Annotated in this window: 10 protein-coding genes; 2 read left to right on the top strand and 8 right to left on the bottom strand. The window is 44.9% G+C overall.

The genetic code is table 11. The features are described from left to right. Positions 1-83: 83 nt before the first annotated feature. Entirely contained in the window at positions 84-974 is an 891-nt protein-coding gene (locus NI389_RS15435; RefSeq protein WP_308360697.1) for a DUF3014 domain-containing protein, read from the bottom strand. Positions 975-1161: 187 nt separating this feature from the next. On the opposite strand from NI389_RS15435, the gene NI389_RS15430 reads away from it, so the two are divergent. Beyond that, positions 1162-2307, top strand: coding sequence for a patatin-like phospholipase family protein (locus NI389_RS15430; RefSeq protein ID WP_308360696.1), 1146 nt, complete (start codon positions 1162-1164; stop codon positions 2305-2307). Between the two features lie 91 nt (positions 2308-2398). Here the strand turns inward: NI389_RS15430 and NI389_RS15425 are convergent, their stop codons facing one another. After that, entirely contained in the window at positions 2399-4372 is a 1974-nt protein-coding gene (locus tag NI389_RS15425) for a cation:proton antiporter domain-containing protein (RefSeq protein ID WP_308360694.1), read from the bottom strand. Positions 4373-4555: 183 nt separating this feature from the next. On the opposite strand from NI389_RS15425, the gene NI389_RS15420 reads away from it, so the two are divergent. Continuing rightward, on the top strand, positions 4556-5452 hold the full coding sequence (locus NI389_RS15420; protein WP_308360693.1) for a GGDEF domain-containing protein: 897 nt from the start codon (positions 4556-4558) through the stop codon (positions 5450-5452). Positions 5453-5475: 23 nt separating this feature from the next. On the opposite strand, the gene NI389_RS15415 is transcribed toward NI389_RS15420, so the two are convergent. From NI389_RS15415 to lpxB, 6 genes are all read right to left on the bottom strand, one after another. Continuing rightward, complete coding sequence (locus NI389_RS15415) at positions 5476-5847, bottom strand: hypothetical protein (RefSeq protein ID WP_308360692.1); 372 nt, start codon at positions 5845-5847, stop codon at positions 5476-5478. Between the two features lie 10 nt (positions 5848-5857). Further along, positions 5858-7204 carry a tRNA lysidine(34) synthetase TilS gene (tilS, locus tag NI389_RS15410; protein WP_308360691.1) on the bottom strand — a complete coding sequence of 449 codons (1347 nt, stop codon included), beginning with the start codon at positions 7202-7204 and terminating at the stop codon, positions 5858-5860. Between the two features lie 112 nt (positions 7205-7316). Then, positions 7317-8273, bottom strand: coding sequence for an acetyl-CoA carboxylase carboxyl transferase subunit alpha (gene accA / locus NI389_RS15405; RefSeq protein ID WP_208842833.1), 957 nt, complete (start codon positions 8271-8273; stop codon positions 7317-7319). Between the two features lie 15 nt (positions 8274-8288). After that, positions 8289-11780 carry a DNA polymerase III subunit alpha gene (gene dnaE, locus NI389_RS15400; protein WP_308360690.1) on the bottom strand — a complete coding sequence of 1164 codons (3492 nt, stop codon included), beginning with the start codon at positions 11778-11780 and terminating at the stop codon, positions 8289-8291. 43 nt (positions 11781-11823) lie between these two features. Beyond that, a complete protein-coding gene (gene rnhB, locus NI389_RS15395; protein ID WP_308360689.1) occupies positions 11824-12414 on the bottom strand; it encodes a ribonuclease HII in 591 nt (196 codons plus the stop codon). Then, positions 12404-13555: a lipid-A-disaccharide synthase gene (gene lpxB / locus NI389_RS15390; protein WP_308360687.1), complete on the bottom strand. Its 1152-nt coding sequence runs from the start codon at positions 13553-13555 to the stop codon at positions 12404-12406. The genes rnhB and lpxB overlap by 11 nt, the downstream gene beginning before the upstream one ends. Between the last annotated feature and the right edge of the window lie 32 nt (positions 13556-13587).

Genomic DNA, 13587 nt, shown 5'->3' with positions numbered 1-13587 from the left:
GATTATCTCGGGTTTCCCCTCGAGTTTCAAGGGAAAACCGCAAGAAAAACGTCAACTGACCAAATATCGGACAAATTGTCTTTTTATTGATGTTTTAATTCTTTTTGTACAGCACGCAGTGTCACTTTCAATTTTTCCATATTTTCAGGTCCCATACGCAAAAAGAGTTTTTGTGCATCAGAAAGTTGCTCCCACTCGGTGCTAACGTATTTGTACGTGACTGATTCTTTGATCAGTGGCAGCGGTGCTTTTGGAATGGGTGTATCTATCAGCTCTTGAATCGCACTTTCCAGCGTACCTTCAAACTGGTCACCCTCGTAACCAATCTCTTGATAGGCTTCAACAAATAATGGTTGGAACTCGTTATACATGCGCACCAGTTGTGCACCGCTAAAACGAGTAACGAGCTCAACATACGGTGTATAGCGCTCAAAACTATTTGGGTCAATCGTGACGATGTCCCCTTCTATTGCTGTAAACTTCTCTTTTGGTTGCTGTACAGGGCTGTGTTTTTTAGCGATGTCGCCCTTTGCTAGGTTATCAATAAAAACCACCGTACGACGGATTAAGTCGTCGTTTGCAAGTAACTTAACGGCTGAGTTCGTTACCTTATTTTCTATCGCTTGAATGACCGTCGCATCACTATTATCAAGACTTGGAAGCGCTGGCTTAGTAGGTTGTTCCGGCTCTAAACGTGGCGTTGATTCGGATTGTTCAGGTTTTGGCAGTTCAACCGATGCCGAGTCCTCAGGCATCATTGTTGTAGGTTCAACCAATGCGACTTGAGGCTCAAGTGGTTTTGTTGGGATCACATCTGGCACAGGCATTGGTTCAGACGATGCGATTGATTCCCCTTGCTTTGTCATTACATACGCGACAACCACCGCTAAAATCACAAGGATGGCTGACGCAAACAATAAACTCGCCTTTTTGTTATTGTTTGCAGCTTGATGGTCGGATTGTTGTTCTGACATGAAGTCTCCCTTTATATAAACTTCTTCACTTTCGATGCTGGAGCTTCCTCCAGTATTGGCATAAACTAAAATTAAATCAGAAAGTAACGTGCGTTTTCTGAATGCAACCTTACTCTCACAGCACACATACTTATTATAGGTATGAGCGCGACAAAACCAATTAGTTCACTCACATTTAATGGTAATTATGGGTAGAAAGCAACAAAACCAAGACAAACCAAACGTTGCACTGCTATTAACGGGTGGTGGTGCGCGTGCAGCCTATCAAGTTGGCGTGTTAAAGGCGCTGGCTCATAGTATGGCCAGAACAGCGCCCCTTCCCTTTCAAATCATTAATGGCACCTCTGCGGGCGCGATAAACTCCTGCGCACTGGCATGCTATGCATCCTGTATGCATTTGGCCGTTCGAAAAATCGAATGGGTGTGGAAGAACTTTCATACTTCAATGGTGTATCGCAGTGATTTTGTAGGTGTATACAGTAATATCTTTGGTAACATGCTGCGTAGTTTCCAGTCCGAACATTTAAATCATCCCCCAGCAAGTCTTTTAGATAATGCGCCTCTGCGTCGCTTGCTGAGTGAAGTGTTGGATTTGGCGCGTATTGACCGAAATATCCATCGCAATTTTTTAGACGCGGTTTCAGTCACTGCGTCTTGTTATTCCACGGGCGAATCGGTTGCCTTCTACCAAGCCCGAGATGCAGAACCGTGGAAACGTGCACGTCGCCGTGGCCAACATATGCAACTGACTATTGACCACTTGATGGCGTCGAGTGCTATTCCGCTGGTTTTTCCGAGTGTGAGAGTGAAACACCATTATTACGGCGATGGTTCAATCCACCAGCTCTCGCCATTAAGCCCACCGATTCATTTAGGTGCGGACAAAATTTTCATCATCGGTGTCGACCAACCAAAGCCAGATACCCCGGTTGGTTATGAGCCTCATTTTCCAGGAATGTCAGCGGTTGCGGGTCATTTACTCGATAGTATTTTTAGTGACACGCTCCAATCCGACTTAGAGCGGTTATCGCGCATCAATCGCACCGTCGATTCAGTTTGTGAAGAAGACAGCAAAACCGAATTAAAGCGTATCGATACGTTACTGGTTAACCCCTCCGAAAACTTTAACCAAATTGCACAAGAGCTCTACGATGACATGCCCTTGGCAATTCGCTCTATGCTTCGGTTAATCGGTGTGAAGAAAACAACCGATTCCAGCTTGCCAAGCTATCTAATGTTCGAAAAAGCGTTTACGCAGCGCTTGATCGAAATTGGTTATCAAGATGGACTACGTAAACTACCTGAAATTAGGGCATTCCTTGAATTAAATTAATCACCAAGTCTTTACCTTAAAAATTTTTTATATGCCAACAAATCGTGGTTGGTCCCATGTCATGAGGTAGATCTGAATTGCTAAGATGACGTTATGGCAAACCATCGAGCAAAAACTGCTCAGCGCGTTCAACCCGTCTTGGCTTTCCTTTTAAAAGAACCACATCGTGCGCACGAATTTGTGTTTCTTCATCCGGCATGGAAATCTCAGCGCCATTTCGCCTTAACGCACTGATCTCGACTTTGCGCTGCAACAGTCCAAGTTCTTTTATGGTTTTATTTACGGCAAACGCATTCTCGGGAAGAGCAATGGCGTGCAAAAATTCAAGTCGGTCTTGCTGTTCCATTCGCAAATCTTCCGTATCTCCTGCAAAGAACCCATGCAAAAACGCGTAGCGATTTTGACGCTCCTTGCTTACACGTCTAAGGATACGTTTCATCGGTACGCCAGACATAAACAACACGTGAGAAACAAGCATCAAACTGGCTTCCAACTCTTCCGGCACAACTTCTGTTACGCCCACTAATTTCAATTGCTCTACATGAGTGTCATCACGGGTCCGCACAAGAATATTTACTTCAGGTGCCACGCGTTTGATGGTATCAATAATCTCTAGACTCTTTTCATATTCCACGAAAGAGATGATAACGAGCCGAGCTTTCTCAATTCCAGCTGACTTTAGAATTGCTTTTTGACCCGCATGACCGAAATAGACCGCTTCTCCCGCTGCTTTTGCCTCTTGAACTAAGGTAGGGTTAAAATCGACTGCGACATAGGGGATCGCCTCTGGTTTTAAAAAGCGCGCAATAGTTTGCCCAACACGACCAAATCCAACAATAACAACATGGTTCGACAGTGAATTTAAGTCATTATTTTGAGGTTGCTCGCCTTCATCATGGCCGCCAGAGACATTGAGCTTATCAAGAATGAAATCCAGCTTATCAATGATGTATGGTGTAGCTGCCATCGACAGTACGCCTAAAGCGATGAGAAATGATGCAGTACCTGCATCAAGCATATGATGTTTGCTCGCCAAAGCTACTAACACGAAGCCAAATTCCCCCATCTGCCATAGCATTAGTCCTGCAGCAATGGAGTCACGCTTTCGTTCTCCCATCGTTTGAGCAGCGGCTGCCAATATAATCACTTTACAAACGAGTAACCCTATCAATGAGACGGCAACCCAACCCCAAACGTCTGCGAGGTAATTTAGGTTTAACTCCATGCCTACGGTAACAAAAAACAGCCCCATCAAGATGTCGCGAAATGGTCTAATCTCGGCTTCAAGTTGATGCCGATAGTGGCTTTCACCTAGCATCATACCCGCTAAAAAGGCCCCGAGCGCCATAGATAACCCAAAGGCGTAAGTCATCATGCCAGCGCAAAGTGCGACGAGTATGGTCGTCAGTACAAACAGTTCATCTGATCGTGCAGAGGCTACTTCATTGAATACTTTTGGTAGTAACCACTTACCTACAGCTAAAAGAAAGATACACACAAACGCGCCTTTCGCGAATGCAAATAAAATGGCTCCAGCCACATCTTTGCCGCCCGAATTAGCAAGAAGCGGTAACGCAATCAATAACGGCACAACGGCAATATCTTGGAACAGCAATACGCCGATAGCAAGTTGGCCTCGACGGATATTCAGAGTGCCACTTTCTTTTAATACCTTAACAACCACAGCCGTTGAAGAAAGGGCCATTAATGCCGCAATCGTAAAGGCCGTGAGCGTGTTATAGCCAATGAGCTTCAACACCATCATGCCAATACCAGTGGTGACTAGCACTTGTAACGTACCAAGACCGAACACAATATTACGCATTGCCATTAAACGCGGCAACGAAAACTCAAGGCCTAAACTAAACAGCAAAAAGACGATCCCTAATTCGGCAATAAGGTGTATTTCCTCACTATTGGTCATCCAGCCAATACCATGGCTTCCCGCTAATAGTCCTGTCGCCAGATAGGCTAAAATCGCGGGTAAACCGATGCGCTTAAATACCCATACAAGCACTACGGCAGCTGCGATTAACGCAAAGATTTGCGCAAATATGTTTTGCAAACGCTGTCTCCGTCAAACTCTTGGCTACGTGACAGTCGTTTACACGCCATCACCCCTCTTTTGCCGACCCATTGCCGCATCATTTCTTATTAAATATAGCAACCAGCTGTTTTATATCCAGTTTAAAAAACTGGCACAGTATTCGCTTAATCCAATACGAAAGTTGTACTAAAGGGGTTAACGATGGAAAATGTCCATATTCTGTCACAGCGCATGCCAACACGCGGCGAATTTTTGCCGTTTGGTTCCGCATTGCAATCGCAGTCAAGTCAAAACGAGTATCAAAAACTCGTTGAGAAATTACAGACATCTTTAGATTTAACCGAGCTCGTTACAATCTATGCTGACTTTGCTGCACGTGTTTTTAAATTTAGTGGAATGCAATTTCACTGCTCACTTGGCGTGTTTCCAATGAAAAACGCTGATTTGAGTAATACCCCATCATCATTTGAATTGCATCTAAGCGGTGAGCATTTAGGTCAACTGGTTTATTTTAGCCAATACCCAGTGTCTGAAAGCATTACCGATAAATTAGGTAAATTACATCAATGTCTTTTGTATCCGCTTCGAAATGCGTTGATGTACACGCGTGTACTAAAACTTGCAACAAAAGATTCTTTAACAGGACTTAACAATCGCAGTCAGTTTAATGAAATTTTGAAACAGAAAATTGAAACAGCCCGTCGTCAACATCGTCCGTTCGGTTTAATGCTGTTGGATTTAGACAATTTTAAGCAAGTTAACGACGTATACGGACACAAGGCAGGAGACGAAGTACTTGTCGAATTTGCGACGATTTTGGATAACAGTGTCCGCGCGACGGATTCCGTGTTTCGATTCGGTGGAGATGAATTTGCCATTCTCATTGATGACCCAGCTATCATGACCAATAAAGTTGTTGCTGAGCGCATTATGAAAACAGTGACAAAATCAGCGCTAATGAACCGTTATGGCGTAACCAGCAGTATCGGCTATACACTTGCGCTTAGCAAAGATGGAGAAGACGAGCTGTTTGCCCGCGCAGACAAAGGCCTTTATCAAGCGAAAAACGCTGGCCGTAATTGCGCTCGAAGCGCCTAAAACACGTTTGAGTTTCCCGTGGCTCAGATCCCCTTGCTGAGCCATTTTTTTATCCGCTTAATTCTTACTTTTTGCAGCAAGGCTGTTCCTGCTAGCAATAATGCAAAACCAAAGAAAAAACCAACAACTGCAAAACCAAGTGCAATGACGCTTGGGATCGGTGCAAACACGATATGAACCAAAGGCATTAGTAGGCTCAACATAAACCAAACACCGCCCTTACCATGCCAATACCCAAGTAACATTAAGGCTGACAAACCACCAAACCCAACGCCTTGTAAACCAACCGGCCAAGGTCCAGCTGAATAAGCAAACAACCCTGCTGCGATGAACGTTAAAATGACCAAACCCATTGGTGATTTGCGGATAATGCCTGAACCTATTTTTTGTTCCACCCTTGCCTCTCTACTGCGCTAACGCTTTGTGGGATTTTGGACTCAATTGCCAGCGGATCCCATTGTCGACTAAATGGGAGTGTGCGATACCAACCCCGATAATTTGCACGGGTGTATCGTTATAAAAAATCACCGGAATGTTACCGCGCTCCCAAGACGGAATTTTCGCATCTTTCAACCAGTGTTTGATGGTATTTGAACCCGGTTTGTGACTCAAGTGAATGCGAACCAATGGACAATTGAAACGAACACTGATGGTTTCGTCATTGCGCGGTAATCGAAGCCCTTTGGTTGTATGAACTTGCTCTAAAATCATCGCCCCAAAATCAATGTGAAGACCTAACTCTACTGTTTGATTTGAGTATTGCTTACAGGGTCTGACTAAATAAAGCCTATCTCGGTAGCGCTTTACAGACAGACCTTTTAGTTTAATATCGATTTGTGCGTCGTCTTTCGAGGACACCGCTTGAATACGGATTTGTTCCAAGATGGCAAAAGACGGCATTGGTAACTGTCCAAGCCTAATAAAAGCACGCAGGACATTACGTTGCCGCGATACACTCATGTCACGCACGGTGTTTAAACAGAGCGTGCCATTATCTAGTGCAGCCTGCAAATCAAGATCCGTATATTCATCCAGCAAGTTTTGCTGCTCTCGCAAAAGTGTGGCGCTTCGCGTGATCGCTCGCAGCAACCCTGGCTGCAAACGCTCCCATAAAGGGATAACGTTATTGCGTAAAAAGTTGCGTGCGAATCTATCGTCAGAATTGGATTCATCTTCAATATGTTGAATTTGAAAGGTTTCAACAAACGCATCAATCTCTTTTCGGGTAGACTCCAACAACGGTCGGAAACACAGCGCCCCATTATCTAACAAACGAGATTCTGCCATACCGGCAAGCCCAAGGCTTCCAGCACCACGTTGCAATCGAAGAAGCACGGTTTCAAGTTGATCGTTTGCATGATGTCCAAGCAAAACAATCGTTGTTTCATCTGAGTGCTTTTCAAACGCGGCATATCGCGCGATTCGAGCCTGTTCTTCAATGCTATATCGAGCTCTTTCAACAACGTGTACGGCTTCTGCATAAAAAGGTATGTTCAGCGAGCGACAACTACGCTGCGCATGTGCTTGCCAAGCATCGGCATTTATCGATAGACCATGATGTACGTACAGGGCTTTCATCTCTAACGAATGCGATTGACAAAACGTTTGGCAAAGATGCAACAGTACCATTGAATCCGCGCCGCCCGACAGCGCAACCAGCAGTGTCGTTCTGGAGGGATGTTGAGACAAAAAACACGCTAGTTTCGACTCCACGCTTTTATACAAAGGATGTGAAGAAATGAATAGTGTCATCGTCTTCCTTTTTCTGGCTTGAATACAACATAGTTTGAAATACAAAGGCTCGAAATAGAAAAAGCCGCTTAAAGCGGCTTTTTCTCACAGTTTGCATCCAAGTGCAAGTCGATTAGCAATAACCAAACGACATCAAACGCTTGTAACGTTGGTCTAGCATGTCTTCTGTGCTTAATGCGTCTAAATCGGCAAGGTCACGCTTAAGTTGATTCTTAAGATTCTTTGCCATTGCATCGTAGTTACGGTGTGCTCCACCCATTGGCTCATCAATAATGTTATTGATAAGGTCTAGCTCTTTAACGCGAGACGCAGAAACCCCCATCGCTTCAGCCGCGAGAGGCGCTTTTTCAGCACTTTTCCAAAGAATTGACGCACAACCTTCAGGTGAAATAACAGAGTACGTGCTGTACTGCAGCATGTTAACGCGATCGCCAACACCGATTGCCAAAGCACCACCTGAACCACCTTCACCAATCACTGTACAAATTGTTGGTACTTTAAGCGCCGCCATCACTTTTAAATTACGTGCGATAGCTTCACTTTGACCACGTTCTTCTGCTCCAACACCTGGATAAGCGCCCGGCGTGTCAATGAACGTGATAATTGGCATTTTGAAGCGCTCAGCCATTTCCATTAAACGTAATGCTTTACGGTAACCTTCTGGCTTTGGCATACCAAAGTTACGTTTGATCTTCTCAGCCGTATCACGACCTTTTTGTTGACCGATAACCATAACTGGACGACCATCTAAACGCGCAACACCACCTAAAATAGCGGGATCATTGGCAAACACGCGATCCCCAGCAAATTCATCAAATTCAGTGAAAATGCGGTCAATGTAGTCACGTGTATACGGGCGAAGTGGATGACGCGCTAACTGAGAAACTTGCCATGCACCTAAGTTAGCAAAAATCTTTTGTGTTAGTTCGACGTTTTTTTCTTTTAGTTTGCTGATCTCGTCTTCAAGACTTAAGTCTAAAGTGCCCGATCGGCTCACGTTTTGTAACTCTTTAATCTTTGCTTCTAGCTCCGCAATTGGAAGCTCAAAATCAAGATAATTGAGACTCATGCTCTAAACTACCTTTTAGTTAAATTCTAATTCTATTTCTTGTGCCGCCAAGAGCGATAGTCGACGGATCAAATCATCGCTTGGCGTCACACACCATTCTGTACCGAGTGTTAGCTCAGCCCATGCATCTGGACGCTGATAACCAATTTTTATAGGGCAAGTGCCAAATTTGTATGGTTCTAACACTTTTTTCAAACTTTCAATGAAGTTCGCATCAATTTGCGTCATATTCAGCGTCATTCTTAACGCTTTAATCCGCTTTTCGCGCGCTGCAGCTAAGGTACAGACGTCTCTAGCGGTCATTGTAATGCCACCAGAGAAGTTATCAAAGCTGACCTGTCCAGATATTACCAATATTTGGTTAATTTGCAGCAAATCTTGGTACATTTCAAACTGTTCAGGAAATAATCGTACATCTAATCGCGCACTTTTGTCATCAAGCGTAATTAGTCCCCAACGCGCGCCCTTTTTATTAATAAGGGTTCTTGCACTAATTACCAAGCCCGCTGCGGTAGCCTGCCCATCTCTTGGGGTAGGCTGCAAATCAACCAGTTTTCCAGAGGTATAATATTTCAGCTCTTTCCTGTATTGGTTGATTGGGTGACCCGTAAGATACAAGCCTAATGTTTCTTTTTCACCTTCGAGCCATTCTTTATCGGATAATTTCGGCACTATCACAAAAGCATTGGCAACTTCTTCCGGCTCAACCGCAAGTAAGCCGAATAAATCACTTTGCCCAAGTTGTTCCGCTTTATGGTGTTGTTCAGCCGATTTCATTGCGTCAGGTAGGCTTGCCAACAAAGTCGCTCGCCCACCTTGGGTTTTATCTGGCCCTAGATTGTCGAGCGCACCGGCATATATCAGCTTTTCGATGACGCGACGATTCATTTTCTTTAAATCTACGCGTGCGCAGAAATCAAACAAGTCTTTAAATGGTCCGTCTTTTTCACGCGCTTCTAGGATAGTTTCAACAGGACCTTCACCGACCCCTTTTATCGCACCAATGCCATACACAATTTCACGTTGTTCATTCACCGTGAATTTGTACATACCCGCATTCACATCCGGTGGCAACAACGTAAGCTTCATGTTCTCGCATTCGTCAACAAGCGTGACGATTTTATCGGTGTTATCCATATCCGCGGACATTACCGCCGCCATAAACTCTGACGGATAATGCGTCTTCATCCAAAGCGTTTGATACGATACCAGTGCATAGGCTGCAGAGTGAGATTTGTTAAAGCCGTAACCTGCGAATTTCTCTACCAGGTCGAAAATTTTCATCGCAAGTTCGCCATCGACTCCATTTTGCACAGAGCCTTCTTCGAAAGTCGAACGTTGCTTTGCCATCTCTTCTGGCTTTTTCTTACCCATCGCACGACGGAGTAAGTCAGCGCCGCCAAGACTGTAACCTGCAAGCACCTGCGCAATTTGCATTACCTGTTCTTGGTAAAGAATGATGCCGTAAGTAGGTTCAAGTATTGGTGCCAAACTTTCGTGCTGGTACTGCGCATCTGGAAACGAGATTTCTTCACGTCCGTGTTTTCGGTCAATGAAGTTGTCTACCATGCCTGATTGTAAAGGGCCTGGTCGGAATAGCGCCACGAGGGCTATCATGTCTTCAAAGCAGTCGGGTTTCAAACGACGAATAAGGTCTTTCATCCCGCGCGATTCTAGCTGGAACACTGCGGTTGTTTCAGCACGCAGCAAGAGATCAAAGCTCGGTTGATCTGTCAGTGGAATTGCGGCGATGTCGACAGGCTTTTTACCATCACGCACGAGCCGCTCATTCGCCATATCCAGTGCCCACTGCAAAATCGTCAGCGTACGAAGGCCCAAGAAGTCGAATTTAACCAATCCTGCGGTTTCAACGTCATTCTTATCGAACTGAGTAACCGGAAACTTACCTTCTTCATCGCAATAAATGGCTGCAAAGTCGGTGATTGTGGTGGGTGAAATCACAACACCACCCGCATGTTTACCGGCGTTTCGCGTACACCCTTCTAACTTGCGACACATGTCTATGAGTTCACGAACTTCTTCATCATTGTCGTAGGCTTCAGGCAAACGAGGTTCAGCTTCGAACGCCTTCGCAAGTGTCATACCGGGGTCCGGTGGAACTAACTTGGAGATTCGGTCAACAAACCCATATGGGTGACCAAGAACACGGCCAACGTCGCGGATTACCGCTTTTGCTGCCATTGTTCCAAAAGTAATGATCTGGGAAACGGCGTCTCGACCGTAGAGTGCAGAAACGTGGTCGATTACCTCATCACGTCTATCCATACAGAAGTCGATATCAAAATCGGGCATTGATACACGTTCTGGGTTCAAGAAACGTTCGAAAAGTAAGTCGAATTGCAGCGGGTCCAAATCAGTGATTTTCAGCGCATAAGCAACCAATGAACCCGCACCAGACCCCCGGCCTGGGCCGACGGGTATGTTATTGTCTTTACTCCACTGAATGAACTCCATAACGATGAGGAAGTAACCGGGGAACCCCATCTGGTTAATACAGTTCAATTCGATGTCTAAACGTTCATCGTACTCTTTACGTTTTTCTTTGCGCTCTTCATCGTCAGGGAAAAGAAAGAGTAACCGTTCTTCCAAACCATCTTTAGAAACCTTGACCAAGAAGTCTTCGATTTTTAAATCGCCAGTCGGATAATCGGGTAAGAAGTATTTACCAAGCTGCACCGTAACGTTACAGCGCTTTGCGATTTCAACGGTGTTCTGCAACGCTTCGGGAATATCCGCAAATAGCTCCGCCATTTGCTCTGGTGTTTTAAAATACTGTTCTTTAGAAAATCGCTTTGGACGCTTGGTATCATCCAACGCATAGCCATCGTGAATCGCAACGCGAATTTCATGTGCTTCAAATTCGTCTTCTCTTAAGAAAACCACTTCATTTGTTGCAACAACGGGTAAATCGTGTTGCTCGGCTAGTGCAACTGCGGCATGCAAATATTCTTCTTCTTGAGCTCGGCCTGTACGATGTAGTTCTAAAAAGAAATGATCCGCGAAATGCGTTTGGTAAAAAGAAAGTGTTTCATCTACCAAAGCGCTGTTGTTTTTTAACAGTGCTTTACCCACATCCCCATCTTTAGCGCCAGAGAGCAAGATAAGCCCTTCTTTGTATTCTTCCAGCCACGCTTTATCTACAACAGGACGTTGAAACACATGACCACGTCGATAGGCTTTCGAAATCAGCAGCGTCAGGTTTTGATAACCTTGATTGTTTTTCGCCAGCACGACTAAACGACTAGGTTCGTCAGGGAATTGATCCGAACGAAGCCATAGGTCTGCGCCAATAATAGGTTTGATGCCCGCACCGTGTGCGCCACCATAAAACCGTACCAATCCACATAAGTTCATTTGATCGGTAATTGCAAAGGCGGGCATTTCAAGTTGTGCCGCATGCCCTACTATTGGCTTGGTTTTAGCCAAACCATCTACCATCGAAAAGTCACTATGCACGCGAAGGTGTACAAACCTTGGTTCCGGCATTACCTCTCCTAACGAGTAATCTTTGTTCTTATCTGTTTACTATTTAGTTATTCAACAACGCTTGCTGAACAGGTTTGAAGCTTCGACGATGATGTGGCGTAACACCATGTTTTTCAAGCGCTTCAAAATGAGCTTTCGTGGGATAACCTTTGTGCCCTGCAAACCCATACTCAGGATATGCCGCATCCAAGTCAACCATTTCTTGGTCACGTGTCACTTTAGCTAAAATAGAAGCAGCACTGATTTCAGGCACTAAACTATCCCCTTTCACAACAGCCTGTGCAGGTACACTTAACGCAGGCAAACGATTCCCATCCACAAACACAAATTCGGCTTTGATGGAAAGACCTTCCACAGCTCGTGTCATCGCAAGCATCGTCGCATGCAGAATGTTAAGCTCGTCGATTTCAGCGACTGAGGCGCGCGCAATACAGTAGCATAAGGCTTTCGCTTTGATTTCTTCAGCAAGCAAAAGACGCTTTTTTTCACTTAATTTTTTAGAATCCGCCAATCCATCAATCGGATTGTTTGGGTCTAGGATCACCGCAGCGGTAACCACATCCCCAACAAGAGGGCCACGCCCGACTTCGTCTACACCGGCAATCAAAGAAAAATGAGGGCGTTCAATGTGCATTAATAAGTTCCTTAACGGCTAGAGCCGCTTGTGTGCTTGCTTCTAAGCGAATGCTTTCATGAATTGCCATGAATTTAGCTTTCAAAGCACCGTTGTCTTGTCTCAGCATTGGCAAAAGTGCATCGGCTAACGCGTCTGGATTACAGTCTTCTTGCAAAAACTCAGGAACTAAAGACGCATCCGCTAATAAATTGGGTAAGGAAAAATACTTAATATTGAATTTGAAGAACGTTGTAAAAATCCAATAGCTCAGCGGTTTAAAGCGATAACCTACTACCATAGGCTTTTTGTACAACATCGCTTCAAGTGTTGCAGTACCAGAAGCGAGTAAAATTGCATCCGCTGCTTTCATCGCTGTTGCCGACTGACCATCAAGCAATATCGGATGAAAGTCCGGAAGAATACGCGATAAGGCGTCGCTAAACTGTTGTTTGCGCGCGTCATTCACAAGTGGCACTACCACTTTGAGATTAGGCAGATGGTTCAGTAATTTCTTCACTGCCAACAAATAGGGTTCACTCAATAACCCCACTTCAGAACCTCGACTGCCCGGTAACAAGGCAAGGACAGTGTCGTCCGCAGACAAGCCAAGTTGCGCTCTTGCAGCTAAGGTGTCGTTGATTAGTGGTATCTCGTCCGCTAATGTATGTCCCACAAACGTGCAGGGTACTTGATGTTTGTCATAAAACGCTTTTTCAAAAGGCAGTAGCGACAAAACTAAATTGGTTGCTTCTGCGATGGTGAAAATTCGCTTCTCACGCCATGCCCACACAGACGGGCTGACGTATTGAACCGTTTTTATTCCAGCCGCTTTAAGTGGTTTTTCAACGCGCAAATTAAAATCTGGCGCGTCGATGCCCACAAATACATCCGGTGGATTATCGATAAAATATTGAACAAGTTGTTTCTTAATACGAAGTAAACGAGGCAATCTACCCAGTACTTCAATCAAGCCCATTACCGCAAGCTCTTCCATATCAAACAAAGACTCACAGCCTTCCGCTTGCATTTTGGGGCCTGCAATACCGACAAATTTTGCGTTAGGGTAATGGACTTTAAGCGCACGAATTAAACCTGCACCAAGGATATCACCTGAGTGTTCGCCTGCAACGAGGCCGATTGTGATTGGAGTGTCTGTCATATCTTTTTTAAGTACACTAAACAAAAACGCCA

The organism is Pseudoalteromonas xiamenensis (genome assembly GCF_030994125.1).
GTDB classification, from domain to species: Bacteria; Pseudomonadota; Gammaproteobacteria; order Enterobacterales; family Alteromonadaceae; genus Pseudoalteromonas; species Pseudoalteromonas xiamenensis_B.
Note: the sequence above shows the minus strand (reverse complement) of the source record. Positions and strands in the feature narration are given on the sequence as shown.